A 26088-nucleotide genomic window follows, 5' to 3' on the forward strand; every position below is an offset into this window, starting at 1 on the left:
AACTTTTATCTGTCCCTTTGCGCTAGGTCTGCGGGATGCTTTTTTGCTAAGGTGTTGTGCAATCCAAATAAGACCAAATCGTGAGGTGTCTGCTTGATTAGGGTGTTAGTGGTCGATGACCATGATCTCGTCCGTACGGGCATTACACGAATGCTGGCTGACATCGACGGCCTGCAGGTAGTTGGCCAGGCTGAATCCGGGGAAGAATCCCTGATCAAGGCGCGTGAATTGAAGCCCGACGTGGTGTTGATGGACGTCAAGATGCCTGGCATCGGCGGCCTTGAGGCCACGCGCAAACTGCTGCGCAGTCACCCGGACATCAAGGTGGTCGCGGTGACCGTGTGCGAAGAGGATCCGTTTCCCACCCGGCTGTTGCAGGCGGGCGCGGCGGGCTACCTCACCAAGGGTGCTGGCTTGAACGAGATGGTCCAGGCCATTCGTCTGGTTTTTGCCGGGCAACGCTACATCAGCCCGCAAATCGCCCAGCAATTGGCGATCAAGTCGTTCCAGCCAACCAACGATTCTCCCTTCGACGCACTGTCGGAGCGGGAAATCCAGATTGCGCTGATGATTGTCGGTTGCCAGAAGGTGCAGATCATCTCCGACAAGCTGTGCCTGTCGCCAAAAACCGTCAACACCTACCGCTATCGTATCTTCGAGAAGCTTTCGATCAGCAGTGATGTCGAATTGACACTGTTGGCGGTGCGCCACGGCATGGTCGATGCCAGCGCCTGAAAATGACTGATTTGTTTGATCCAAGCGCGTTCCTGTCCACTTGCAGCGGTCGCCCTGGCGTGTACCGCATGTTCGACGGCGACGCACGCCTGCTGTATGTCGGCAAGGCCAAGAACCTCAAGAAGCGCCTGGCCAGTTACTTTCGCAAGACCGGCCTCGCCCCGAAGACCGCCGCCCTGGTGGGGCGCATCGCGCAAATCGAAACGACGATCACCGCCAATGAAACCGAGGCGCTGCTGCTTGAGCAGACGCTGATCAAGGAATGGCGCCCGCCGTACAACATCCTGCTACGCGACGACAAATCCTACCCCTACGTGTTTCTGTCCGACGGGGCCTTTCCGCGCCTGAGCATTCATCGGGGTGCCAAAAAGGCCAAGGGTCGGTATTTCGGTCCTTACCCCAGCGCCGGGGCGATTCGTGAAAGCCTCAGCCTGCTGCAGAAGACCTTCTTCGTTCGCCAGTGTGAAGACAGCTACTACAAGAACCGCACCCGGCCCTGCCTGCAATACCAGATCAAGCGCTGCAAGGCGCCTTGCGTGGGGTTTGTCGAGCCGCAGGTCTACGCGGAGGACGTGCGTCACTCGGTGATGTTCCTGGAGGGCCGCAGCAATGCGCTGACCGATGAACTGTCGGCAGCCATGGAAGACGCGGCGGTCAACCTTGAGTTCGAACGGGCCGCCGAGCTGCGCGACCAGATTGGCCTGCTGCGCCGCGTGCAGGACCAGCAAAGCATGGAAGGGGGCAGCGGTGATGTCGATGTGATCGCCGCGTTCATCAACCCGGGCGGCGCTTGCGTGCATTTGATCAGCGTGCGCGGCGGTCGCGTGCTGGGCAGCAAGAACTTCTTTCCCCAAGTGGGCATCGAGGAAGACGTGGCCGAGGTCATGGCGGCGTTTCTGGGCCAGTACTACATCAGCAGCCCGGAACGCGACTTGCCTGCCGAGTTGATCGTCAACGTGGTCCACGAGGATTTCCCGGCCCTGATCGAAGCCATCGACAAGCTTCGCGGTCGTGAACTGACCATCAGCCACCGCGTTCGCGGCACCCGTGCCCGTTGGCAGCAACTGGCCGTGACCAACGCCGAACAGGCCCTGGGCGCGCGCCTGGCCAACCGTCAGCACGTGGCGGCGCGGTTCGATGCCTTGGCGGATGTTCTCAACCTGGACGAGCCGCCGCAGCGGCTGGAGTGCTACGACATCAGCCATTCCAGTGGCGAGGCAACGGTGGCGTCCTGCGTGGTATTCGGTCCGGAAGGCCCGATCAAGTCCGATTATCGCCGGTACAACATCGAAGGCGTCACCCCCGGCGATGACTACGCGGCGATGCATCAGGCGTTGATGCGGCGTTTCGGCAAGCTGAAGGACGGGGAGGGCAAGTTGCCGGACATCCTCTTGGTGGACGGCGGCAAGGGGCAGTTGTCCATGGCCCGCGATGTGCTCAATGAACTGATGGTGCCCGACCTGATCCTGCTGGGCGTGGCCAAGGGTGCGACACGCAAGGCCGGTTTCGAGACCTTGTACCTGAACGACGCCGCCCATGAGTTCACCCTCAAGGGCGATTCACCGGCGTTGCACCTGATCCAGCAGATCCGCGACGAAGCCCACCGTTTTGCCATCACCGGACACCGTGCCCGCCGTGGCAAAACGCGCCGGACGTCTACACTGGAAGGTGTGGCAGGCGTCGGCCCGACGCGCCGTCGCGACTTGTTGAAACATTTTGGTGGATTGCAGGAACTGTCTCGTGCCAGCATCGAGGAGATAGCCAAAGCACCCGGTATCAGTAAAAAGCTCGCAGAGTCGATTTATGCAAACCTGCACAGCGAGTAGAATGCCCGTCAACCTTGTAGCCAGTTGTGCCGATGAATATCCCAAATCTGATTACCGTCCTACGCGTCCTGCTCATCCCGATCTTCATTTTGCTGTTCTATTTGCCGTACCACTGGAGCTACATGGCCTCCGCTTCGGTCTTCGCCTTCGCCGCCGCGACGGACTGGCTGGATGGTTACTTGGCTCGACGCTTGGAGCAGAGCACGCCGTTCGGCGCGTTCCTCGACCCGGTGGCCGACAAGCTGATGGTCGCGGTGGCCTTGGTGCTGCTGGTACAGGAACACGGCAACCTCTGGCTCACGTTGCCGGCGGCGGTGATCATTGGCCGCGAAATCGTCGTCTCGGCGCTGCGTGAGTGGATGGCCGAGCTGGGCGCCCGCGCTCAGGTCGCTGTGTCGAACCTCGGCAAATGGAAAACCGCCGCGCAGATGCTCGCGCTGGTGATCCTGCTGGCCAACCCTTCGGACTTCAGCTTCTGGGTGCTGTTGGGTTACGCACTGCTGCTGGTTTCCGCCGGCCTGACGCTGTGGTCGATGGTCCAATACCTACGCGCCGCCTGGCCGCATCTGCGGACGGATGTAGAGCCTAAATAAAACTTTTTTGAATCAAGGGGTTGACGGCGTAATCTGAATCTATAGAATGCGCCACACCAAGACGCGGGAATAGCTCAGTTGGTAGAGCACGACCTTGCCAAGGTCGGGGTCGCGAGTTCGAGTCTCGTTTCCCGCTCCAATTATTTTTCTATAGACTTCCATTGAAGTATGTAGAAACCAAAAAAAGAGGCTTCGGCCTCTTTTTTTATTCCAGTAAAGTCCATTCTGATACATCAATAGCCACGATTTTTTAGTACATTATTTAGTACATCAATTCGGCATTTGGTATATCGCTTTTTCGTGGTACTCACCTCACTGAAAACCGTACAAATCTCCTCTATTCAAACGAGACGGAGATTGTAAGATGGCTCTCACCGACACTGCAGTCCGGCATGCCAAACCCCGTGCAAAGGACTACACCCTCCCTGACTACAACGGCCTTGCCCTTTTCGTAAATACCAACGGCGCCAAGTGCTGGCACTTCCGCTTTTCCTGGGCGGATAAGCAACCCCGTATTTCGCTCGGTACCTATCCTGAAGTTAGCTTGCGAAATGCTCGTGCGCTGCGTGATGTTGCGCGGGCACAGGTCGCCAGGGGTATTGATCCGCGAGTCCATCGGCAGTTGGAGCGTAATGCCAGGCGCCTGGCCACGGAGAACGCCTAAGAAACGGTTGTTCAGCATTGAAAGTGGTACACAAAATTGAACATCGTGTTTGTGGTCGTGGGTCTCGACAGGTCGGTCGGACCCAGAACCTCCCACTTCAATTGGCCGCCGAATCGGCTGACAGCGAGGGCGCTCAGGTTGAGGTGTAGAGGGCGACGCCTTACCTTCGTCGTTTATGGTCAGTTAAACCGTTGGGCCAGGTCGGTAATCAGTCGTTGGGCTGGTGCAACTGGACCTCCATGGCGTCATGAATCGTTTGCCACACGATAGAACACGATATGGCGTGGGCTTTTGGCCGTCCCATGGCGGTGTTTGGCCTGCTGGCGTGAATCGATGAGATGATAGCTGCGAAGGCCCGGTGCAAGCTCATCGCGTTTGAGGCTGCCAATGCGATAAGGCGTGTCGGCAAGAGCTTGCAGCGCCGCGAGGATCAGTGTCTGGTAGCGCTAGCGTGCTTGATTGCCGAACTGCATCCGGGAGAGTTTGAGGATGTCGACAATGTCGGCGCGCGCCGCATTGGAAATCCGATATTGCGGCATGCTCAGTGTTTCTCGCGCGCGGGGAGGGTGGCCGCCTGGCTCAATACCTCAAGGAAATGCTCCAGATCCTCTTCGTTCAACTGAGTGAATCGCCCGAGCTCAAGATCCATGATGCCGATCGAGGTCGCCTGACGCAGGGCCTCAATTTTGGCGGTGTCTTCGGCAGCGCGCTGTTCCAATAGACGCAAACCTTCTCGCATCACTTCGCCGGCATTCTGATAGCGGCCGGACTGCACCAGATCATGGATAACCTGTTCCTGGTGAGGGGTGAGTACAACGTTTCGCGTCGCCATAATTAACTCCATCTCTGGGCAAGCAGGTTCTTTCGATAATTGGCATGTTATGCCATTTGCCTGCGAGCACATCGTTTGGGATTTGTATCTTACGATCCGTGTCGTACGGGATCATTCTTTGCGCCGAACAGGGCGTGCTGACCCGGACTGCATGTGCGCACAAATCCAAACAAGGCTGTTGCAGTCGGAACGTAATGGACGGCTTGATGAGTGGGGGCCTTGGGCCTTCACTGCCCCCCCCCGCACGGCTGGCTTGAAAGGTTTCAAGTGCTTCGACAGAGGCAAGCTGAAGGGGCAGATGTATTTTCCGTCCAGGTTAGCCAGCCCCTGCACCTCGTTGATCTGCCCAGTCTATCTCCCCGCTTTTATGCATCTACCCATTAATGCCGGTCTTGCCGATTAGCCTCGATGATCCTCTCCAGCCGTCGCGTGCGAAACATTTCCACACGTAAGCGGTATGACAGTGAGGCACGAAGTTTCGAGCATGGAGTTGCTGTTTTTAAGACCAGTCTCATCGCCTCGATGATATTTATATGTGAAGGTTAATGCAGTTGGAATGAGCTAATCCCTGCGGGCTCGCTTATTTATTGTAAATCTTTGTGGTGGTGTGTATTGGAGTTGCGCGTGGCATCAACTGTGAATATTACTGCTGTTCAGAATGGCACTGTGGTCTCTGACGCAGCGCGTCCATCTGAAAGTCATAAGCAGGCAGCGCGCCTCAAGGCAGTGCGCGGCGGTAAGTATGTTCTCAGTGATATCGAAAAAGGGCTTGCTCCGCCAGACATAATAATCAAACGAGTTGGCAAGGATCTGCATGTTGGCCTAGAAGATGATTTCAGCTGGCCGGATCTAGTGATTGAAGGCTTCTTTGAATACGGCGGGCGGTTATTCGGTCTGGCGGCTGATGGTGAATATCATGAGTTTCTCTCGATAACGCCTGGCGAGGATATGGAAGCTGCGTTTCTCCCCAATGGCCAAAGTTCAAAGCTGGAACTCGATTCAAGAGCATTGATCGGTTTCGAGGATGGGGGGCTAAGTAAAAACAGTGCGATAGATTTCAATAGCCCCTCTTTGCTGATGCCCGGTTTGCTCGGGTTAGGTATAGCGGGCGCTGTATTGGCTGTTTCAAATGACAAGAACGAGCACAGTAGTCAGGCGGGCGGCTTGGATACCTCCGTTCCCACAGGCAAGGCTTCAATTGATCGGGTGGAGGACTCGGTCGGTAGTCAGGTGGGCGACGTTGAGGCGGGAGGAGTGACCGATGACAAGACTCCCTCATTTAGCGGCACGGGTACGCCAGGTTCGACGGTCGTCATTATCGATAACGGCAAAAATATTGGTCAGGTGTTGGTGGGGGCGGATGGAAGTTGGGTGTTTGTAGTTACCCAGCCACTGGCTGAAGGTGTACATACTATTGTAGTGGCGGAAAAGGGAAAAAATGGAAATCTTGGTGAGTTATCGCAGGCTTTCGGTTTTATAGTCGATACTGTCGCGCCCGGTAAGCCTACTATTGATAGCGTTATTGATGATGCTGGCGAAACACTCGTTCCTGACAATGGTTCTACAAAGAACGATAGACCTACTCTTTCAGGGAAGGGAGAGGTCGGGGCTCTCATCGAAATTTATGCCAATGGTGAGAAGTTGGGTGAAACCCATGTAGATTCTGATGGGACGTGGTCATTTACTCCGGATCAAGGTATCGGCGACGGTGAATATGTATTAACCGCTGTGGCCACGGATGTAGCGGGTAATGTTGGACTCCCATCTGACTCCTTCACCATCACGATAGAGACCACGGCGCCTGCGCCATCTACGATTGACGCTGTTATCGATCACCAAGGCAACTCCCCTTCAAACGTATTGTCAGGTGGGGCTGCGGATAACGAGCAGCCGAATTTTAAGAACATGAATGGTATCCACCATTTTGCTGATGCCGATATGCGCCAGGCTTTTGATATCAGTCTGGACAAAAAATCGGTTAATTTCACTGTTGGAGTCACTTCTATGGTTGTTAAACCTATTATTTCTCATGTGAACAATGGTTCAGGCGTTGGCGGGAGCGAAGTAGCGCTTGGCGGCGTTACCAATAACACCCGTCCGTCAATTAGCGGTACTGGCCCAGCCAATAGTTGGATCACGCTTTATAGCGATGGTGTAGAGATAGGTCAGGTTTGGGCGGGCGCCGGTGGAGTATGGAGCATTACTCCGAACTATCCGCTTGCTGAAGGCCATCACGATCTCACTGTCACAGCGACAGACGGCAAAGGCAATGTCAGCGACCCATCGGATGCGTTTTCGTTCACCTTGGACACGACGCCGGTCAAGGATGCGCAATGGGAGCTCTCGCTGGAAAACGGGACCATTACAGCCGAACGTTCGCCCACTTTCTCCGGCAAGACCGAAGCCAACAGCACTGTGATCATCTACAACAAGGGCGTGGAATTTGCCCGGGTGGCCGTTGACGAGAAGGGCAATTGGACGTTTACACCCGATTCGGAGCTTGCGGATGGCAAGTACAGTTTCACCACGGCCGTGGTCGATCAGGCAGGTAATATCGGTCCGAAGAGCGACGCGATTGGTTTTGCTGTAAATGGCGACTCTGTTCCAGTCATCACCCATGTCAGCGGTAGCGCGGGTGAGGTGGCACAGGATGGCATCACCAATTCCCCCCATCCTGTACTGAGCGGCACTGGCCCAGCCAACAGTTGGATCGCCCTCTACAGCAATGGCGTGGAAATTGGACAGGCGTGGGCGGGTAGCAACGGGGTATGGAGTATCACCGTACAGCATCCATTGGCAGAAGGTCATAACGATATCACGGTCGTAGCGACTGACGGCATGGGCAATGTCAGTGCCCCTTCGGACGCGTTTTCGCTCACCCTGGACACGACGCCCCCTAGCGATTCGCAATGGGAGGCCTCGCTGGAAAACGGGGCCATTACAGCGGAGCGTCTGCCGACTTTCTCCGGTAAAGCCGAAGCCAACAGCACTGTGATCATCTACAACAAGGGCGTGGAATTTGCCCGGGTGGCCGTTGACGAGAAGGGCAATTGGACGTTTACACCCGATTCAGAGCTTGCGGATGGCAAGTACAGTTTCACCACGGCCGTGGTCGATCAGGCAGGTAATATCGGTCCGAAGAGCGACGCGATTGGTTTTGCTGTAAATGGCGCCTCTGTTCCAGCCATCACCCATGTCAGCGGTAGCGCGGGTGAGGTGGCACAGGATGGCATCACCAATACCCCCCCATCCTGTACTGAGCGGCACTGGCCCGGCCAACAGTTGGATCGCCGTCTACAGCAATGGCGTGGAAATTGGACAGGCGTGGGCGGGTAGTAATGGGGTGTGGAGTATCACCGTACAGCATCCATTGGCAGAAGGTCATAACGATATCACGGTCGTAGCGACTGACGGCATGGGCAATGTCAGTGCCCCTTCGGACGCGTTTTCGCTCACCCTGGACACGACGCCCCCTAGCGATTCGCAATGGGAGGCCTCGCTGGAAAACGGGACCATTACAGCGGAGCGTTCGCCCACTTTCTCCGGTAAGACTGAAGCCAACAGCACTGTGATTCTCTACAACAAGGGTGTGGAGTTTGCCCGGGTGGCCGTTGATGAGAAGGGCAACTGGACGTTCACACCAAACTCGCCACTGGTGGACGGTCAGTACAGCTTCACCATGGTTGTGGTCGACCAGGCAGGTAATACCGGTCCGAAAAGCGACGCGATTGGTTTTGCTGTGAGTGATACTCCAGCTCCGACCATCACCAACGTAAGCAGTGCAGCAGGTGACGTGGCGCTGGATGGCGTCACCAACGGCACTCGTCCAACACTGAGCGGTACTGGCAAAGCCAATAGCTGGATCACCCTGTACAACGATGGTGTGGAAATTGGCAAGACTTGGGCGGGTGTCGGTGGAGTATGGAGTTTTACTCCAAGCTCGCCGCTGGCCGAAGGTGATTACAGCATCACCGTCGTAGCAACTGATGGACTGGGCAATGTCAGTACGCCGTCGGATGTATTTTCGTTCACCTTGGACACAACCCCCCCTAGTGATTCGCAATGGGAGCTCTCGCTGGAAAATGGCGCCATTACAGCGGAACGTCTGCCGACTTTCTCCGGTAAGGCCGAAGCCAACAGCACCGTGATCATCTACAACAAGGGCGTGGAGTTTGCCCGCGTGACCGTTGACGATCAGGGTAACTGGACGTTCACGCCAGACTTGCCGCTGGTGGATGGTCAGTACAGTTTCACTACGGTCGTGGTGGACCAGGCCGGTAATACCAGCCCAGAAAGCGACGCGATTGGTTTCACCGTTGACGGCAGTACCGCGATTGACAAGCCTGTCATCTCCGAAGTTCGTGATGACAGTGGTGCGAGCGAAGTAGGGCTGGACGGTTTTACTAATAACCCACGCCCTGTGATCAGTGGTACCGCTGAAGCGGGCGCCATTGTCACCCTTTACAATCATGGCCAGGTGATCGGTACGGTTAAGGCTGATGCCAATGGGCAATGGAGCTTTACTCCGACTGCTGATCTGGTTGAAGGGCAGAATAGTCTCACCGCCACTGCAACCGATGACGCCGGCAATATCAGTGCTCCGTCGGGTGACTATTCATTCACCGTGGATACCATTCCGCCATCCGACTCACAATGGCAGATGTCGGTCGAGGATGGTGATGTGACGGCGGACCGCTTGCCTGCGTTCTCCGGCCAGACAGAGCCCAACAGCACGGTGATCATTTATAACAACGGCGTGGAATTCGGTCGGGTGACCGTTGACGCCCAAGGCAACTGGATGTTCACGCCAGACTCGCCGCTGGTGGATGGTCAGTACGATTTCACGACGGTTGTGGTAGACCAGGCGGGTAATGTCGGTCCCGAAAGCGATTCGATTGGGTTCACCGTTGAGCCTGCTCCAGTTCCAGAAAAACCCGTTATCGACGATATCACTTATGATTTCGGCGGCTCGGGATCGGTCCCTGATGGGGCGCTGATCAGGGATAATACTCCGACGCTTCAAGGCAGCAACTTGCGGCCAGGCGACACGGTTCATATTTATGATGGTAAGAATCGAATCGGTACCGCTACTGTCGCTGAGGATGGTTCTTGGAGCTTCACGCCAAAACCGTTGGCAGACGCAGACCACAGCTTCAGTATCGTTGTAGAAGGCTCCGATGGGGAAAGGAGCGAGCCCTCGGATTCCTGGGCGGTGAGCATCAACACGGTACTCCCGGATATCATCATCAGTGAAATAGGCAAGACGACTGGAGCCCCAGGTCAGCACATCACCGATGATGGTTCCGCCGGTCGTTTGGTCCAGGGGATCTATATCTCACCGCTCGCAGTGGGTGAAAGAATCGAAGTCTCCACTGACGGTGGCATCACTTGGTCGGAGGCCGTGATTTCCGACGACATGAGATGGTCGTTTGTTGATACAGCAGAGCACGCGAGCAGTTGGAGTGTGCAGGCGCGTGTTATCGACGCGGCGGGTAACTCAAAAACCGCGACTGAGTACGTCTCTCTTCATGAGGCGGATGTCAAGGGCCCTGAGTCCGTAGTGGTTGAAGGTTCAGAAGTTACCGTGAGCTTTGATCCTGACGCAAAGCTTGCCGCGGGAGACACGCTTGTCGTGCTTGTCGGAAAATTCCGGTTAAGTCACATGCTGACGAGCGATGAGGTGGCTGCCGGTAAGGTCGTCATTGCTACCGATGCGCTTGATCTGGGGCTGAATGTGAGCGCGTACGTGATTGATAAGGTGGGTAATGCCTCGGATATCCGACACGCTGCATTTAACGTTATCGAGGACTTTAGTTTGTTCTCCGGGCTGGCCGTGGGTGACAGCAGAGAGTTTCCGGCGTTTGTGCTTACTAATATCTCCGGTGGCGTGGTGGATGGGCTCGGTAGTCTGACCTTGGGTGGTGCGACGCAGGAAAACAGCATCGTTTCACTTGATTTGACGTCTGTCGCATCGAGCATTGCCTTCTCTCTGGCTAACGTAGATACCTCGGAGAATCTGGTTAGGATTTACGATGCCGCTGGGGAGCTGATTTCCGTCCAATCTATTGGTAAGGGTGCGGAAAGCTTCTCTTACGATGCGCCACCTGGCATCTTGATTGGAAAAGTCGAAATAGAAACCGCTGCGGGTGAAGGGCAAGTCGTGATCGATGATTTCGCTCTGAGCCGTGACGAAGGGATGACAGTTCCTCAGTCGAACACCCAAGTGATTACTGGATTCGGGCCCTACCATGGTACTGACGCTGATGATGTGTTCCTTATAGAAAATGTTGACTTGATCAGTCTGATTACACCGGTTGACGGTCATGCGGGTCTGGATACATTGAAGTTGACAGGGTCGGGTCAGGTGTTGGATATGACGGTCGCTGGGGCAGCTCTTTCGTCCCTAGAAATCATTGATATTACCGGCGCGGGTGACAACACCCTGAAACTGTCACTCAATGATGTGCTAAACCAAGGGGCGGTAGACTTGTTTCATGAGTCTGGTTTGGTTCAGATGATGATCAAGGGTGATGTTGGGGATGTAGTGGATCTTCAGGGTTTGCTGAACTTCAACGATCCAGGAGAGTGGGGCGCTTTGGGTCAGGTAACTGTTGCCGGGACTGTCTATGATGTCTATCAGCACTCAGGGCTAGGTGCCGAGTTGCTGGTGCAGAATGGAGTGGAACTGCATCTGAGTTAATGGCGACGAGAGAGGCGGGAAGAAATTCCCGCCTTTTTTAAACCAAAATAGGGGCTTGGTCATTCTATTAGAGTGAATTTCTTAAATTTTTTGAGCTTGAAGGCTTGATTGCGGAATTGGTAAGCTTGTTGATTGCTTTATAGCCTCTTGGAGGTCTCCATGAAAACATCAAGGTTTTCCCCTTTACGCGTTGCTCTGCTGGATGATCATGCGCTAATCAGGTTGGCGGTCGAGGCTCGATTATCGCGAGAAGAGGATATGTATGTTGCGGCTCTCTATAAAAATGGCGGTGAGCTATTTGAGTCGTTAGGCGGGGATGCTATAGATTTTTTAATATTGGATTTTTGGTTGTCAAACAATGATGTTGACGGTCTTCGATTGATGCGCTCAATACGTGACCGCTATCCAGACCTGCCGATTCTGGTTTCTTCTTCTGAAGAAAACCAGGCGATGATCCAGCTTATGAGGCGCTGTGGCGTCAATGGGTTTTGTGGAAAGTCCCAGGAAATTGACGATTTAGTGAGGGCAATCAGAGTGATTGCAGCTGGACGTAGCTATTTCCCGCAATTGGGGGCAGAGGGGCAGGAGCCTCGAGCAATGGCTGACATGGTGTGTCTGGCAGGGGATTCCAACCAATCTATTTGTATGAGTGCATTGTTGAACAACCCGGCTCTTAGCGCTCGAGAGCAGGAGGTCCTACGTTGTTTTCTTGAGGGCGTGAGTGTGTCGCAGATGGCAGTCAGGTTTTCTCGCAGCCATAAAACGATCAGTGCTCAGAAACAGGCGGGGTTGAGAAAGCTTGGGATTAGCTCCGATCAGGAATTGTTCAAAATGTGTCGCATTTGACAGTGTGCTGCCCGGAGCGCATAAGAATGAGATTAATTTGAAAGTTCTTGTTGTGTTGTAGAAATTTCGTGCAGACAGAAAGAGGGTGAGGAGTTACGATTTTTTCGTCAATCAAAACGGCGAGAAATATGATGGATAATACAAAGGATGAGGTTTCTCTGTGTTTGCCCCCAGCCTTGTTTCGGTTACTCGTCATGAAGGCGTGGGACAACAATCACTGTTTGGCCAGTGAAATTGTCTTGAGGATCAAGCGCTCATTGGAGCTTGAGGCTAAAGCCGTAGAGCATTCGCGTTCGCTGATGCGTCTCCAGCGGCGTTTAAAAAGCGTTGAAGGTAAACTGGATGAACTCGGGCCCTCTCCAGAATTTTGGTCGTGCCACCCAGCTCATTTTGAGCGCGAGTGAGTCAAATTCTTTCTTATCTCAGTAGTACTGGCTGTTCAATAATACTCTCGATTTGACCTGGACTATTGGGTTGAGGTTTGTTGGGAAGCATTATTGGGCTGTTTTGTCTGCCCTTCTTTTTTTGATGCGTGTTCTTCCTGAGCGGCGTATCAATCTTCCTTGGATTATATCAATGCTTGCTGAACTGTCCGTCGATGCCGACGCGGCAAAGGCTTTGCCTGTGTCGAAAACACGTATACCCGATACGCTTTTAGACAGTGTTTCTTGGGTGTGCGAATATTATGGTCGCGGTAAAACAACAGATGTTTTAACTGCTGGGTTACCAAAAGCTGGTCTGCTTTCGCCGTCACTTGCTCTCGCCGCACTCTCTAATGCCGGTTTATCCGCTGGATTGGTGGAGCGAAAAGCCCAAGCGCTTCCTGAACAACTAACGCCCATTATATTGTTGTGTAAAGGGCAGGGCGGTTGCGTGTTGTTGGGCCGTCGTATAGATCCCCGGGATGAGGCTCATCGAAGCTACCTGTACCGTTTACACCTGCCGGAACTTGGCGCCGAACCGGTCGAAATGACGCAGGAGGAAATGGATGAAATGTACGCAGGGCATGCAATTCTACTCAAGCCCCGCGCCAAAATGGATGAGAGAGCTGGGATCCAGGTTATTCGATCTCCGGGTCATTGGTTGTTCGGAACGCTGTGGCGCTATCGCCGTTATTATCGCAGTGCGGCGATTGCCAGTGTTTTGATTAACGTGCTCGCCTTGGCCAGCGTGTTTTTTACCATGAACGTTTATGATCGCGTCGTTCCCAATCAGGCGTTCGTGACGCTGTGGTCCTTGGCCATCGGGGTCGCATTGGCGATGATATTCGAAGCGATCGCTCGTTTTATACGTGCTCAATTACTGGATATGGCCGGCAAGAAGGCTGATCTGGTGTTGGGAAGTATGCTGTTTCAGCAGGCACTGTCGATCCAGATGGAGCACAAGCCAAGTTCTTCCGGGTCGTTTGCCAACCAACTACGCGAGTTTGAATCGGTACGAGATTTTATCACTTCGGCCACCCTGGCCACGATTTCCGATTTGCCGTTTGTTATATTGTTTGTGGCTGTCATTTTTACCGTTGGCGGCGCGTTGGGCTGGGTGCCGCTGTTAATTATTCCGTTAATCTTGATCGTCAGCGTAATTATTCAGTGGCCGTTGATGCGGACCATGAAAGAAAACTTGCGTGAGTCGTCCCTCAAGCAAGGCGTGTTGATTGAATCCATCGAAGGGTTGGAAACGCTCAAGTCGGTAGGTGGCGAGGCTTATATGCAACGTCGCTGGGAGGCGTTCAGTGCGTTGGCGGCGGCCACTTCAATGAAGTCGCGAAGGTTATCGAGCCTGGCGATGGGCTCGGTGACGCTCCTGCAGCAATTGCAAACGGTGGTGCTGATTGTCATCGGCGTGTACTTGATCAACGACGGTGATCTCACCATGGGCGGGCTGATTGCGTCTGTGATGTTGGCTGGGCGGACCACGGCGCCGTTGAGCCAAGTCATCGGGCTTGCGGTACGCTTCCAGCAAGCGCGTGCCGCCATGCAATCGTTGAACAAGCTGATGGCGACCCCGACCGATCGTGATGACAGTCGTGAGTATATGGCTAAGCCCGAGATGTCCGGCCAGATCGTTCTGAAAGGTGTGGAGTTTTCCTATCCCGCGCCGCCCATGCAGCCCACTCCGCTGGTGCTCCAGGGTATTGATCTACAGATCAACCAAGGTGAGCGAGTGGCGATCCTTGGTCGTATTGGCAGTGGTAAGTCGACGTTGTTACGGGTTATGGCCCGTCGCTATCTACCGGTCAAAGGTCAGATGTTTACCGATGGACTTGATGTCAACCAGATTGACCCGGCCGACTGGAGAAGTGTCGTGAGCTATGTCGGTCAAGACGCTCGACTGTTTTATGGTTCGCTGCGCGAAAACATCATGATGGGGCGTCAAGACGCGACGGCCGATGAGTTCTTGCGGGTATTGCGACTTACCGGGTTGGACCATGTTGCCGCCAGGCATCCACAAGGAATAAATTTGCCGATTGGCGAAATGGGCGAAGGCTTGTCGGGTGGGCAGCGGCAATTAGTGTCCTTGGCGCGAAGCCTGATATCGCGACCCAAATTGCTGCTGCTCGATGAGCCTACCAGCGCGATGGATACGCAGACGGAATCGGTGTTTATCCAGCACCTCAAACGCGCCACTGAGGGGCAGACGCTGGTGGTGGTTACACACCGGCCTTCATTGTTGGACCTGGTGGATCGGATTGTGCTGGTGGACGGCGGCAAGATTGTCGCGGATGGGCCCAAGGCGCATGTCTTGGCTCGCCTGGCTCAAGGTGCTGCCGCTGGGCCGAAATCACCCGTGGGCCCACCGGGAGTAGGAGCTGCCAACAAGCGCGAGGATCGGCCTGGCTCACCTGCAGCGGAGGAGAGCCCCCAGTGACGTGGCGACAGATCATCGCGACGCCGGTAACGCTGGTTCGCTCAATATTTGCCCGCCAAACCGTCATGCGGCCCGGTGATGCCGCCTTCATGAATGACGTGCAGGAGTCGTTACTGAGTCAGACGACGCCGGGCTCGAATCGGGTGTTGTACTTAATGGCCTTGGTGTTTGTGGCAAGCCTGATATGGGCTGGCTTTGCTCGTGTGGAAGAAATCACCCAGGGCGAGGCGAAGATTATTTCCCTGAGTCGAGAGCAGATCATCCAGAGTCTGGAAGGCGGAATCTTAATGGAAATGGAGGTGCAAGAAGGCGACGTGGTGGAGCGAGGGCAGGTTCTGCTGAAAATCGATCCGACCCGCGCACACTCCAGCTATCGCGAGTTTTTTTCCAAGGCCCTTGGTTTAAAGGCGGCGATTGTTCGATTGAAGGCGGAAGCGTTCGACCTGCCGTTGGAGTTCGATGACATGGTCAGGAAAGAGCCAGAGATCATTGCCCAGGAAACTCGAACTTATCAGGCCCATAAACAGGCGCTGCGAGAAAGCCTGGATGCCCTCGATCGTAGCTATAAGCTCTCCGAACGGGAGATTTCCTTGGCCAAACCGTTGGTGGCCCAGGGCCTGATGTCCGAGGTTGAGATGCTGCGCATGGAGCGTCAGGCCAACGAAATAAAATCGCAGATGATTGAGCGCAGGAACAAGTTTCGTGCAGATGCAAATGCCGAACTTACCCGCTTTGAAATGGAATTGTCCCAAGTCACCGAGAACCTGGTGGGGCGTGCCGATGTGGTTGATCGCACCACCCTCACCGCACCAGTACGGGGGACGGTAAAAAACGTGCGGGTCAACACCATTGGCGGCGTCATCCAGCCGGGTGAGCACATTCTCGAGATCGTCCCGTTGGAAGAGCAGCTACTGATCGAGGGGAAGATCAAGCCCTCCGATGTGGCGTTTCTGCGTCCGGGCTTACCGGCGATGGTAAAGATCACCGCTTACGATTTCAGTGTCTACGGGGGGCTGCAGGGGCAAGTTCAGTACGTCAGTCCGGACACCCTTAAAGACGAACAGAAGGCCGCTGCCGGCCGGCAGGATGACACTTATTACCGGGTGTTGGTGCTGACTGATAACAGCACGCTGGACGTGGGCGAGAAAAAGCTGCCCATCATCCCGGGAATGGTTGCCACGGTAGAGATTCGTACCGGCGAAAAAACCATTCTGGATTACCTGCTTAAACCCGTGCTTAAAGCGCGTGAGGCGTTTCGGGAGCGATAACCATGTTTGAGTTCAATCGGTGCTCACGGTCTATGGACTGTGGGCCTAAGCACGTCCTGGTTTTTTTTATCGTGCTGATCGGCGTTGTTCCGACAGTGATTGCAGGCGAATGGCAATCAACGTCTGCGGTGAGTCCGGTGTCTGCCAAGGCGGATGATGCTCGCGACCTCGGCGTGTCTGCACTTGCACTGGGGCGAACGACTGGTGCCTTGAACAGGCAGGCGGGCCCGTCTGAAATGGAGCTGCGCGCGATGTTTCTCAAAGCCGTGCGCGCGGCCGATGGGCGCAGCCCTGACATCCGAATGGCACAGGCAGGGTTTCAAGCCTCACAAGCAGACATAGAAGAGGCCAAGGGCCAGCGTTGGCCGCAGGTGGATTTAGGCTCTCATTCCAAGCCAATCAAATGGGGGGGCGCGAGGGAGTATGAAGACAACAGTACCGCCGGCGTCGATCTCAGTATCAGCACCTCTCTCTATGACTGGGGGCGGGTGGCCAAGACCATTGACAGTCGCAAGCAGTCCGCTGAGGCCGCTCGCTCGGCAATTGCGACTGAAAGAGAAGGCGTCGCATACCAGGTGGTTTTCAACATTATCGAGTTGAGCAAGCAGCGCATCATCGTTGACGTGAGTCAGCGATTTGTCGATCGAATGGAGGAGTTGGTTGGCATGTTGGCGGGTATCGTTGCCGTGGATAAAGGCCGCGAAAGTGAACTGACCCAGGCCAAGGCGCGGCTGTTGCAGGCGTTGAGTGCGAGGGACAGTGCCCAAACCCGGGCGGGGGATGCTGAAATCAACTTGCGTAAGTTGGTCGGGGATGGGCCGTTGTTGGTTCCGCGAACGCATGAATGGAATTTACACCTGCCCAACATGGATGCGCTGCTGGCCAAGGTGGACGATCATCCGAGCATTCGGCAGGGGCATGCCCAGGTCCAATCCGCCGAGTTGCAAGCAGAGGTTGTCCGGGCCTCTTCGTTACCTCAGTTGAGCTGGGTGGTCAGCAAAACCACCGCAGACGACTCTCTTGGTCGAAAGCAGCCTTGGCAGACATCCTTGGCGATGACCTGGGGCGCGTTTCGCGGAGGCTCGGTTCGCGCCGCCGAGCGGGCTGTTCTGCAACGTGGTGAAGCGGCTCGGCAGCATACAGAGCAGCAGCGATTGGATCTGGAGTATCAAATACGCACCGCCGAACATGAGGCGCGCACTTCGCTTGAGCGTGCCGAGCTGTACCGTAATTTGTCGATGGAGTCCGAACGTATCCGCTTGGCGTTTTACCAACAGTGGTATCACTTGGGTAAGCGCACCCTGCTGGACGTCTTGATCGCAGAAAATGATCACTACAGTAACCGTGTTGGCGAAGTCAGTAATCGTTTTGACGGTTATCAAGCGATCATTCGCCAGTATGCCGGTGCGGGCTCGCTGGTCGGGTGGTTGGCGGGATCCAGTTAATGTGCGGCGCGAGCTATTGATAGGGTGAGGCTCTATCGACAATCACTGTCAGTGCCGATATCGCTATAAGTGACGTATGTACTCCAGCCTTCCCGCTGATCCTTTCAGGGGGCTGATATTTCTTTTGCGGATGTGGAAATTTCGCACGCTGCTATCGAATTAACTCGCAGAAGCCTGGTGAGTTATTCTGAATAATATGCTTCAGTTGCCTGGCGATGGATTGAAATAAAACTTATGCAGGGATATTCAATTTTTTGTCTTGGTGATTGGTTCTAATTAAACTGAAATGTAAGGAGCTGTGAAGGTGAAGTTGAATAAGTTGATGATGGCGGTTGCGCTTACCTTGGGTTCGGTGTCGTTTGCCCATGCTGCTGATGAGGTTCCGCCTGTGAAGCCGCCTGCGGGTATTGTTACGGCGGATCAGGGGCATGGTAGCGTAACCTTCGCTGGTTCAATCATTGATGCGCCATGCTCTATTGCACCTGAATCCATTGATCAGGTTGTCGAGTTGGGTCAGATTTCCAATGCTGTGCTCGCAGATCTTGATGGTAAGGGTGCTTCCAAGCCGAAATTTTTCTCGATTAAGCTTGAAGGTTGCGCACTGACTACTGCCAAAACAGTTAAAACTACTTTTACTGGTGCGGCAGGTAAGGATAATCGTCTGGGTGTCACAGGTGGTGCGAAGGGTGCGAGTATCGTTATTACTGATGGTTCTGGCCAGCCGATCCAGTTGGGCCAGCCTACAACGCCTCATGCGCTTCAGAATGGTGATAACGAGCTGACGTTCTCTGCCTTTATGCAGGGCGATGGTAATGCGGACGCAATTGTTCCGGGCGAATTCAAGGGTGTTGTAGACTTTAGTCTGGCTTATCAATAAGTTTAAATTCGTTTCTGGGGTGTGTGCAGTTTTTTTTGTACGCACCCCGGCTTGTGTCACGAGAATTTTCTGGGGCGTATTTTATGTTCCGAAGCGCTCGATATGTGCCTCTTTCTTCTTTGGTGCTCTTCTTTATAGGGGCTGAAGCGCTTGCGCAAGACGTAGGGCGGGTCGATATGCGTGGCTCGATTGTCGAAACGGCCTGTGCGATAGATATCTCAAGTCGTGATCAGGCCATTGATATGGCCACAATACCTCTAAGTCAAATTATTAGAGATGGAAGTGGAGTTGATCAGCCTTTTTCGGTCAGACTTGTTAGCTGTGTGCTACCTCGACTTGGTTCCGGGTTGGCCGCGTGGCGACAGTTTCAGGTCACCTTTGATGGGCGCGCTGATAGCGGTTTTTTTGGTGTGGATGGTAATGCTCGTGGCGTTGCTTTGATGATTGCAGACAGTCATGGAAGCATTGCTGTTCCTGGGGCGCCTTTGCCGTTGGCTGATTTGGTGCCCGGGGATAAGGTGCTGAATTACTCAATGCGCTTAGTGGGTAATAATCAGGCGCTACGTTCCGGCAATTACTATTCGACGATACGCTTTAAGATAGATTATTACTGATACCTTCTTCGGTGGTTAGTAACTCCTTATACAGGCGATGTATCGGCTTTGAAGCGGTTGCATTGCGCATGGTTAAAAATAAAGAAGTCTGAGGCTTATGATGTTCCCAGTGTCGGGCTTGTCATGTTTTCGTTTGCGACCTTTGGTCCTGCCTGTGATGGCTTTGCTCGTGGGTGGCTCATCTGTTGTCTGCGCAGATAATATTGAATTCAATAGCGATGTGCTCGACTTAGCGGATCGCGCAAACTTTGATCTGGGACAGTTTGCTCGAAGTGGTTACATCATGCCGGGCACTTATGTCATGACCGTGCATGTCAACAAGCAAGAGCTGCCGGAGCAGTCAATTGCGTTTTATCCACCTGAAGATGATCCTGATGGCAGTGAAGCCTGTATCAGTCCGGAACTGGTTGAGCAATTTGGATTAAAGCCTGACGCGAAAAAACAGTTGGTATGGTGGCATCAAGGAGAATGTTTGTTCATTGGCAGTCTCCAGGGTATGTCCAGTCGAGGTGAGTTGGGCAGTGCTTCGCTGTATGTCGGTATTCCGCAAGCATTCCTCGAATACACATCTGATAACTGGGATCCACCCTCGCGCTGGGATGAGGGTATTTCCGGTGTCATCTTCGACTACAACTTGAATGCCCAGACCCGGCATCAGCAGCGCCAGGGCGGCCAGGCTAATAGCCTCAGTGGTAACGGCGTTGTGGGGGCTAACCTGGGGGCGTGGCGGTTGCGTGCGGACTGGCAGGCTCGGTACGACGATCAGGCGGGCTCAGGCTCCTCGCCGCAGAAAAGTCTGGATTGGAGCCGTTACTACGCCTATCGCGCGATTCCTGAGCTGGGCGCCAAGTTAACGGTGGGTGAGGACTATCTGAGTACCTCCCTTTTCGACAACTTTCGTTTCGCCGGCGCTAGTTTGGTCAGTGATGACCAGATGTTACCTCCCAACCTGCGGGGCTACGCTCCGGAAGTGACTGGAGTGGCTGGTTCAAACGCAACAGTGACGGTCAGTCAGCAGGGGCGGGTGCTGTATGAAACCCAGGTCGCCGCCGGCCCGTTTCGTATTCAGGATATCAACGGCGCTGTGTCGGGGGAGTTGGACGTCAGGGTTGAGGAGCAGGATGGGAGTGTCCAGGCGTTCACGATTAACACTGCGAATATTCCCTATCTGGCGCGTCCCGGCTCTGTCCGTTACAAGGTTTCGGCCGGTCGCCCGTCCGATTGGCAGCATCAAGCCAACGGCCCGGTCTTTGGGGCTGGGGAGTTTTCCTGGGGGGTGAGCAATGGCTGGTCGCTGTTCGGTGGTGGGATGGCCGGTGGTGATTATGCCGCTGCGGCTGTCGGTATCGGGCGTGACCTGATGCAGTTCGGTGCTGTATCGCTTGACGTCACCCAGTCGTTTGCCACCGTGCCAGAAGAAGGTCGTTTATCCGGAAGGTCTTATCGTCTGAACTATTCGAAGAATTTCGATGAGTTTGACAGTCAGGTGACGTTCGCGGGTTATCGATTTTCAGATCAAGACTTCATGAGTATGAGCGAGTATCTGGATGCGCAAACCTTTGGTCAGCGTACGCAGAGCAGTAAGGAGATGTACACCGCCACCTTCAACAAGCAGTTTCGCGAATCGGGGCTGAGCGCCTATGTGAACTATACGCATCAGACGTATTGGGGAAGCCCGGACAGTGATCGTTATAACCTGACCCTGTCGCGTTACTTCGATGCAGGGCGGTTTAAAAATCTAAGCGTTTCGTTCACGGCCTATCGCAGTCTCTATAACAACGTTACCGATGACGGCATGTATTTATCGTTGTCGATGCCTTGGGATGGAGCAGGTTCGATCAGCTACAACAATTCGTGGAATCGCAATAATACGAATCATCAGGTCGGCTACTACAACCGACTGGGCGATCATGACAGCTACAGCCTAAATGTCGGGCAGGGCAGCAGTGGTTCGACGGCTAGCGGCTACCTCAGCCATCGGGGGGATGTGGCGCAGGTTAATGCCAGCGCGAGCTATCAAGAGGGTAGCTATTCTTCGGTTGGCATGTCGTTGCAAGGCGGGGCGACCGTCACGGCGCAGGGCGGTGCACTTCATCGTTCCGGTGTTCAGGGTGGTACCCGGATTCTGTTGGACACGGACGGCGTTCCAGACATACCGGTTCGCGGTTACGGAGCGACCAGCAACACCAACCGGTTCGGCAAGGCTGTCGTGGCGGATGTGAGCAGCTACTACCGCAACAAGGTGAGCATTGATCTCAATGCGCTGCCCGATAACGCTGAAGCGACGCGCTCGGTGGCTCAGGCAACACTCACGGAAGGTGCGATCGGGTATCGGCGATTCGATGTAGTGGCGGGTGAAAAAGCCATGGCAGTGATCCGCATGGCAGATGGTACTACACCGCCGTTCGGCGCCACGGTACTGAACAGCAAGAAACAGGAAGTGGGGATAGTGAACGATGGCGGGAGCATCTACTTGAGCGGCATTAAGCCCAATGAGCAGATGACCGTCACCTGGAATGGAAGTGCGCAATGCGTGCTGGCCTTACCGAAGACGCTTCCGAACAGTGATACGGACCTGCTGCTGCCGTGCCGAATCCTGGCAGAAGGAGCATAACCCGGCTGCGCCAAAGCGGATGAGGGGGCAAGGCCTCCCTCTGCTTGTGGCAGGCGGCCGCCGACGAAGACTTATACAAAGGTACAAAGCGATGACATTGAATATGAAATGGATAATGACGTGGGGTGTGCTGCTGTCAACTTTCGCCAGCCAATATTCCAACGCGGCAATTGCCCTGGACCGTACCCGGGTCATCTTCAGCGGGGCGGACAAATCCGTGAGCTTGAACATCAGCAACGAAAATAAACAGTTGCCCTACCTCGCCCAAGGTTGGATCGAAGATGCCGATGGCAACAAGATCACCTCACCCTTGGTCGTGTTGCCGCCCGTACAGCGGGTTGAGCCAGGGGCTAAAAGCCAAATCAAAGTTCAAGGCTTGCCGGCGGTGACTCGGCTGCCACAGGACAGAGAGTCGATTTTTTACTTCAATCTGCGCGAAATTCCACCTCGCAGTGACAAGCCGAACACGCTGCAGATTGCGCTGCAAACACGTATCAAAATGTTCTATCGCCCAAAGGCCATTACTCCCACCAAAGGCGAGTCGGTAGCGCCATGGCAAGAGCAGCTGACATTGACGCGCAAGGGCGATCAATACCAGGTCAACAATCCGACGCCTTATTACGTGACGATCGTGGATGCCGTGAGCACGGTAAAAGGCAAAACAGCGGATGGCTTTGAGCCGTTGATGATCGCACCCAAGAGCCAGGACATGCTCAAGGCCAAGGCCGGCTTACTGGGTAACACCCCGGTGCTTACTTATGTCAATGACTACGGTGGTCGTCCGCAATTGCAGTTCAACTGCACCGCCAATGAATGCAAAGCGACGCCTGTTAAAAATCAGTAGTGGCCACGGCAAGTAGCCCGAGTAGTTAGGAGCAGTGCATGCATCAGATGTCCAGACGACATAAGTCAATTGAGCTTCCTGGTTCAGATTGGCGGCACCGGTTATTGAGGCTGACGTTACTGATTGGGGCGATGGCGATGCTGGCTCCAACTGCGCGGGCCACAGACAACTGGAACGTGGACGGAGCCAATGGCGTGCTGCGTGTACGCGGTGAATTGACCGAGAGTGCCTGCCGACTCGATATGCAGTCTGCCCGACAAGACGTGTGGTTGGGGGGGGCGGGAACCGGCCACTTGCAACGGGCGGGTGACCGCGCCACGCCGGTGGTCGTAAGTTTGATGCTGCGTGACTGCTTGCGCAGTGCTTCGCGCAATCGTGATGCACGTACTGGCAACTTGCTATGGAGTGCCAGCCAGCCAGCCGTTTCGGTGAGCTTTGTGGCGCCTGCCGATGTTGATAATCCGCAACTGGTTGCTGTTCGCGGTGTTTCCGGTTTGGCGCTGAGGCTGACCGATGAGGCGCAGCGAGATGTGCGTCTGGGCAGTCGCGGGGCGCCTTTACTGCTCACACCTGGGCAAAACGAGTTGGTCTACACCGTGACGCCCGAGCGCACTAGTGCGCCTTTGCAGCCTGGCGCCTATTGGGCTCAGGTGGATTTTCGTCTTGATTATGAGTAGGGAGAGGCTATGACTGCCAAGCGAGGATCCTCCGTTTGCCAGCTGCTCGTGGGAGGGCTGTGGCTGCTGGGCAGTGCGCTGGCGGACGCAGCTCCGGCGACGACCACCATCAATGTGACTGTTACGGTCATTGCACCAACGTGCGTGATTAATGACGGGCGAGTTATTGAGGTGGACTTCGGCAATAACGTCATGACCACCCGTGTCGATGGTAGCAATTATATGAAAACAGTGAACTACACCCTCAATTGCGACAGCGGCCAGGGCAACGCCATGAAAATGCAAATCCAAGGCGCGGCCGCTGATAAGAATCTGCTGAGTACGAACAAGAGTGGCCTGGCGATCGCCTTTCTCAAAAACGGCGAGCCTGTGCCCATGAACACTTGGTTCAATTTTAGCAGGCTGAACAAGCCGATCCTGCAGGCTGTGCCTGTGAAAAGTGGCAGCCAGGTACTGACCGGTGGCGAGTTTTCGGCGGCGGCCACGATGATGGTGGACTACCAGTAAGCGGGAGCAAGTTGATGAAACAACAGTTGGCGTTGACCGTTCTGCTGGCGTTGATGTTGCCGCAAGCAATGCTGCGGGCAGAAGAAAATATGCACCTTCACGGCACATTGGTTGAACCGCCAGCGTGCGTGATCAATGGTGATCAACCGATTGACGTGGACTTTGGTAAAGAAGTCATGACCACGCGAGTAGACGGCACTAATTACCGACAACCATTGAGGTACAGCCTGGAATGCGCCGATGGCGTACCTACCGCGCTGAAGCTGCAAATTCAGGGGAGTGGAGCAGGCTTTGACAAAGAGGCGCTGCTGACCAATAAGGGCGATCTGGGCATTGCCTTGTTGAGCAACGGATCCCGTTTCCCCCTGAATACCTGGGTCAATATGACTTACCCAAATACACCCCAGCTACAGGCGGTGCCCATCAAACGTGACGGTTCGACATTGACCGGAGGCGACTTCTCCGCTGGGGCCACAATGATGGTGGATTACCAATGAACAGCGGTACCGGACTGATCGCTCTATTGTTGACCGGAATGTTTGCCCGTGAGCCGCTGCTGGCCGCTGAAAACACCCATTTTCAAGGTTCGTTAATCGAGCCGCCGCCCTGCACCATTAATGACGGCCAGACCATTGATGTCGATTTTGGTGATCGTTTGGGGATTAACAAAATTGATGGCATTAATTACCTCCAGTCAGTGAACTATACGGTGAAGTGCGAAGAAGGCGCTGGTGCCTGGGACATGAGCTTGACGGTGAGCGGGGTCGCGACTTCATTCGATGATGCCGCCGTGCAAACCAACAAAAAACAGTTGGGGCTTCGACTGCTCCAGGACGGCAAGCCGTTTATTCTGGACACTCCGATTCCTATAGATCCTGAGCACTTGCCGGTGCTTGAAGTAGTACCAGTGCAGCAGCCGGACGCCGGTGCATTAACTGAAGGGGCGTTTGAGGCGACGGCGACCTTGCAGACCGATTACCAGTAAGGAAAGGCGGGCCGATGCAACACACTAACGGAATTTTTCTCGGGCGCTGTTTGGTCCTGGCTGGAGCACTGCTGCTCAGCCTGTGCGCCCACGCGGCGGACAATATGCGCTTTCATGGCGCCCTGGTGGCTGAGCCTTGTGTAATTCCGCCGGGCGAAGAAAACATCAAGCTGGATTTCGGTACGGTTATCGATAAGTACCTGTACTTGAACCAGCGTACCCATGGGCAGTCGTTCCAACTGCACCTGACAGAATGTGATCTCAGTCTGGGCAATATGCTGAAAATTACGTTCAGTGGCGTGGAAAGCCCGGCATTACCGGGGCTGCTGGCGCTGGATGGCGCCAGCCAGGCCTCGGGTATCGCGATAGGCATGGAAACCGCCGATGGCCGTGCCTTGCCGCTGAACAAGAGCGGGCAAGGTTACCCATTGTTGGCCGGGGATAATGTGATCGAGCTCAAAGCCTATGTTCAAGGTGAGCCGCAGGCGTTAGCTAATCAAAGTATTGAAAAAGGGACTTTTCAGGCGGTGGCCATGTTCAGCCTGGAATATGAATAAGGCTCGGAAGAACTGGCAGTTGGCTGTATTACAGTGTGGAAGACGCTGGCGAGTTCCATACGCCAGTGTTCGGTATCTGTCGGGGATGTGCGTTGAGCCCTCTGATCGGTGCTAGCTTGTTGTATCACGTGGACTGCCATTTCGGGGCGTTGGACGGGAGCTTCTATGCCCGCTATATGGATGACTTTTTGGTGCTTACCCATAAGCGCTGGCATTTGCGGCGGGCCATCAAGCGACTGCATGGCTATTTTAATCAGGGCGGCTTTGAGACTCACCCAGATAAAACCCAATTGGGTCGTGTCGCCAGGGGATTCGACTGGCTGGGTGTTTGGTTTACCCCTGACGGCGTCTCTATCGCGCCCCGAGCTTTAGCGAACCGTCTTGCGAAGCGAGAAGCGCTTTTCGCACGGGGTTGTGCGCAGGGGCTGACGAAGGCGGCCATCGAAGAAAGAATGCAGTTATACGATGCTCGATGGAGTCTTTGGGCAGAGGGGCTTATCAAGGGGTTGCCTGCGGTATCTTCGGTGAGCGCCCGTGTCTGAGCACTGCAATTGCTGCTGAGCCAAGGGGCGGCTTGAAACATGGCTGTTGAGTCAAGCGGATCGCCTGCCGGGAATGTAAGATATGGTCCTGAAT

At 54.7% G+C, this 26088-nt stretch carries 21 protein-coding genes, 1 tRNA gene and 2 pseudogenes; 22 read left to right on the forward strand and 2 right to left on the reverse strand.

Translation table 11 applies throughout. The features are described 5' to 3' along the window. The first annotated feature begins 93 nt into the window (after positions 1–93). The 5 genes from uvrY to QMK47_RS11775 all read left to right on the forward strand — a co-directional run bounded on the left by uvrY (position 94) and on the right by QMK47_RS11775 (position 3818). Positions 94–735 carry a UvrY/SirA/GacA family response regulator transcription factor gene (gene uvrY / locus QMK47_RS11755; RefSeq protein ID WP_003200277.1) on the forward strand — a complete coding sequence of 214 codons (642 nt, stop codon included), beginning with the start codon at positions 94–96 and terminating at the stop codon, positions 733–735. Between the two features lie 2 nt (positions 736–737). Further along, positions 738–2561, forward strand: a complete 1824-nt coding sequence (gene uvrC / locus QMK47_RS11760) for an excinuclease ABC subunit UvrC (protein WP_018608068.1) — start codon at positions 738–740, stop codon at positions 2559–2561. Between the two features lie 32 nt (positions 2562–2593). Next, positions 2594–3154, forward strand: coding sequence for a CDP-diacylglycerol--glycerol-3-phosphate 3-phosphatidyltransferase (pgsA, locus tag QMK47_RS11765; RefSeq protein WP_003200282.1), 561 nt, complete (start codon positions 2594–2596; stop codon positions 3152–3154). Positions 3155–3217: 63 nt separating this feature from the next. Then, positions 3218–3293, forward strand: a tRNA-Gly gene (locus QMK47_RS11770). Between the two features lie 225 nt (positions 3294–3518). Next, positions 3519–3818 (forward strand): Arm DNA-binding domain-containing protein, encoded by a 300-nt coding sequence (locus tag QMK47_RS11775; RefSeq protein WP_320390226.1) that lies wholly within the window; start codon positions 3519–3521, stop codon positions 3816–3818. A 208-nt stretch (positions 3819–4026) separates the two neighbouring features. Here QMK47_RS11775 and QMK47_RS11780 read toward each other — a convergent pair. Then, a pseudogene (locus QMK47_RS11780) lies at positions 4027–4357 on the reverse strand (type II toxin-antitoxin system RelE/ParE family toxin). Positions 4358–4359: 2 nt separating this feature from the next. Continuing rightward, the gene (locus QMK47_RS11785) at positions 4360–4650 is read right to left on the reverse strand and encodes a type II toxin-antitoxin system ParD family antitoxin (protein ID WP_320390227.1); all 291 of its coding nucleotides are present in this window, start codon (positions 4648–4650) and stop codon (positions 4360–4362) included. A gap of 624 nt (positions 4651–5274) precedes the next feature. Between QMK47_RS11785 and QMK47_RS11790 the strand changes: the two genes are divergently transcribed. The 17 genes and pseudogenes from QMK47_RS11790 to QMK47_RS11865 all read left to right on the forward strand — a co-directional run bounded on the left by QMK47_RS11790 (position 5275) and on the right by QMK47_RS11865 (position 25994). Continuing rightward, entirely contained in the window at positions 5275–7986 is a 2712-nt protein-coding gene (locus QMK47_RS11790; RefSeq protein ID WP_320412953.1) for an Ig-like domain-containing protein, read from the forward strand. Next, positions 7958–8056: pseudogene (locus QMK47_RS28700) on the forward strand (hypothetical protein); the annotation flags it as partial. The gene QMK47_RS11790 and the pseudogene QMK47_RS28700, both read left to right, overlap by 29 nt. A gap of 9 nt (positions 8057–8065) precedes the next feature. Further along, the gene (locus QMK47_RS11795) at positions 8066–11350 is read left to right on the forward strand and encodes an Ig-like domain-containing protein (protein ID WP_320412954.1); all 3285 of its coding nucleotides are present in this window, start codon (positions 8066–8068) and stop codon (positions 11348–11350) included. 159 nt (positions 11351–11509) lie between these two features. After that, on the forward strand, positions 11510–12196 hold the full coding sequence (locus tag QMK47_RS11800; RefSeq protein ID WP_320390229.1) for a response regulator transcription factor: 687 nt from the start codon (positions 11510–11512) through the stop codon (positions 12194–12196). A 576-nt stretch (positions 12197–12772) separates the two neighbouring features. Then, the gene (locus QMK47_RS11805) at positions 12773–15064 is read left to right on the forward strand and encodes a type I secretion system permease/ATPase (protein WP_320390230.1); all 2292 of its coding nucleotides are present in this window, start codon (positions 12773–12775) and stop codon (positions 15062–15064) included. Beyond that, entirely contained in the window at positions 15061–16332 is a 1272-nt protein-coding gene (locus QMK47_RS11810) for an HlyD family type I secretion periplasmic adaptor subunit (RefSeq protein ID WP_413817774.1), read from the forward strand. Before QMK47_RS11805 ends, QMK47_RS11810 begins: the two co-directional genes overlap by 4 nt. A 2-nt stretch (positions 16333–16334) precedes the next feature. Then, the gene (locus QMK47_RS11815) at positions 16335–17777 is read left to right on the forward strand and encodes a TolC family protein (RefSeq protein WP_320390231.1); all 1443 of its coding nucleotides are present in this window, start codon (positions 16335–16337) and stop codon (positions 17775–17777) included. A 304-nt stretch (positions 17778–18081) separates the two neighbouring features. Then, positions 18082–18654, forward strand: a complete 573-nt coding sequence (locus QMK47_RS11820) for a fimbrial protein (protein ID WP_320390232.1) — start codon at positions 18082–18084, stop codon at positions 18652–18654. A gap of 83 nt (positions 18655–18737) precedes the next feature. Next, positions 18738–19268 (forward strand): fimbrial protein, encoded by a 531-nt coding sequence (locus tag QMK47_RS11825; protein ID WP_320390233.1) that lies wholly within the window; start codon positions 18738–18740, stop codon positions 19266–19268. 97 nt (positions 19269–19365) lie between these two features. Then, positions 19366–21882: an outer membrane usher protein gene (locus tag QMK47_RS11830; RefSeq protein ID WP_320390234.1), complete on the forward strand. Its 2517-nt coding sequence runs from the start codon at positions 19366–19368 to the stop codon at positions 21880–21882. Between the two features lie 91 nt (positions 21883–21973). Next, positions 21974–22726: a fimbria/pilus periplasmic chaperone gene (locus tag QMK47_RS11835; RefSeq protein ID WP_413817775.1), complete on the forward strand. Its 753-nt coding sequence runs from the start codon at positions 21974–21976 to the stop codon at positions 22724–22726. 38 nt (positions 22727–22764) lie between these two features. Continuing rightward, positions 22765–23403 carry a fimbrial protein gene (locus tag QMK47_RS11840; RefSeq protein ID WP_320390235.1) on the forward strand — a complete coding sequence of 213 codons (639 nt, stop codon included), beginning with the start codon at positions 22765–22767 and terminating at the stop codon, positions 23401–23403. A gap of 9 nt (positions 23404–23412) precedes the next feature. Next, positions 23413–23910, forward strand: a complete 498-nt coding sequence (locus QMK47_RS11845; protein ID WP_320390236.1) for a fimbrial protein — start codon at positions 23413–23415, stop codon at positions 23908–23910. Positions 23911–23924: 14 nt separating this feature from the next. Then, the gene (locus QMK47_RS11850; protein WP_320390237.1) at positions 23925–24407 is read left to right on the forward strand and encodes a fimbrial protein; all 483 of its coding nucleotides are present in this window, start codon (positions 23925–23927) and stop codon (positions 24405–24407) included. Further along, positions 24404–24895, forward strand: a complete 492-nt coding sequence (locus tag QMK47_RS11855) for a fimbrial protein (RefSeq protein ID WP_320390238.1) — start codon at positions 24404–24406, stop codon at positions 24893–24895. The genes QMK47_RS11850 and QMK47_RS11855 overlap by 4 nt, the downstream gene beginning before the upstream one ends. A gap of 14 nt (positions 24896–24909) precedes the next feature. Further along, positions 24910–25452 (forward strand): fimbrial protein, encoded by a 543-nt coding sequence (locus QMK47_RS11860; protein WP_320390239.1) that lies wholly within the window; start codon positions 24910–24912, stop codon positions 25450–25452. Positions 25453–25487: 35 nt separating this feature from the next. Continuing rightward, positions 25488–25994: a reverse transcriptase domain-containing protein gene (locus QMK47_RS11865; RefSeq protein WP_320390240.1), complete on the forward strand. Its 507-nt coding sequence runs from the start codon at positions 25488–25490 to the stop codon at positions 25992–25994. Positions 25995–26088: the final 94 nt, after the last annotated feature.

Origin of the sequence: Pseudomonas sp. P9_35 (genome assembly GCF_034008205.1) — a bacterium.
GTDB classification, from domain to species: Bacteria; Pseudomonadota; Gammaproteobacteria; order Pseudomonadales; family Pseudomonadaceae; genus Aquipseudomonas; species Aquipseudomonas kilonensis.

What these genes read in the sequence shown, in the direction of transcription:
- QMK47_RS11835 (WP_413817775.1), top strand. Translation starts at nt 21,974, where the DNA reads ATGACATTGAATATGAAATGGATAATGACGTGGGGTGTGCTGCTGTCA.
- QMK47_RS11815 (WP_320390231.1), top strand. Translation starts at nt 16,335, where the DNA reads ATGTTTGAGTTCAATCGGTGCTCACGGTCTATGGACTGTGGGCCTAAG.
- QMK47_RS11825 (WP_320390233.1), top strand. Translation starts at nt 18,738, where the DNA reads ATGTTCCGAAGCGCTCGATATGTGCCTCTTTCTTCTTTGGTGCTCTTC.
- QMK47_RS11830 (WP_320390234.1), top strand. Translation starts at nt 19,366, where the DNA reads ATGATGTTCCCAGTGTCGGGCTTGTCATGTTTTCGTTTGCGACCTTTG.
- QMK47_RS11775 (WP_320390226.1), top strand. Translation starts at nt 3,519, where the DNA reads ATGGCTCTCACCGACACTGCAGTCCGGCATGCCAAACCCCGTGCAAAG.
- QMK47_RS11840 (WP_320390235.1), top strand. Translation starts at nt 22,765, where the DNA reads ATGCATCAGATGTCCAGACGACATAAGTCAATTGAGCTTCCTGGTTCA.
- QMK47_RS11850 (WP_320390237.1), top strand. Translation starts at nt 23,925, where the DNA reads ATGAAACAACAGTTGGCGTTGACCGTTCTGCTGGCGTTGATGTTGCCG.
- QMK47_RS11860 (WP_320390239.1), top strand. Translation starts at nt 24,910, where the DNA reads ATGCAACACACTAACGGAATTTTTCTCGGGCGCTGTTTGGTCCTGGCT.
- pgsA (WP_003200282.1), top strand. Translation starts at nt 2,594, where the DNA reads ATGAATATCCCAAATCTGATTACCGTCCTACGCGTCCTGCTCATCCCG.
- QMK47_RS11795 (WP_320412954.1), top strand. Translation starts at nt 8,066, where the DNA reads ATGGGCAATGTCAGTGCCCCTTCGGACGCGTTTTCGCTCACCCTGGAC.
- QMK47_RS11855 (WP_320390238.1), top strand. Translation starts at nt 24,404, where the DNA reads ATGAACAGCGGTACCGGACTGATCGCTCTATTGTTGACCGGAATGTTT.
- QMK47_RS11805 (WP_320390230.1), top strand. Translation starts at nt 12,773, where the DNA reads ATGCTTGCTGAACTGTCCGTCGATGCCGACGCGGCAAAGGCTTTGCCT.
- QMK47_RS11845 (WP_320390236.1), top strand. Translation starts at nt 23,413, where the DNA reads ATGACTGCCAAGCGAGGATCCTCCGTTTGCCAGCTGCTCGTGGGAGGG.
- QMK47_RS11785 (WP_320390227.1), bottom strand. Translation starts at nt 4,650, where the DNA reads ATGGCGACGCGAAACGTTGTACTCACCCCTCACCAGGAACAGGTTATC.
- QMK47_RS11800 (WP_320390229.1), top strand. Translation starts at nt 11,510, where the DNA reads ATGAAAACATCAAGGTTTTCCCCTTTACGCGTTGCTCTGCTGGATGAT.
- uvrC (WP_018608068.1), top strand. Translation starts at nt 738, where the DNA reads ATGACTGATTTGTTTGATCCAAGCGCGTTCCTGTCCACTTGCAGCGGT.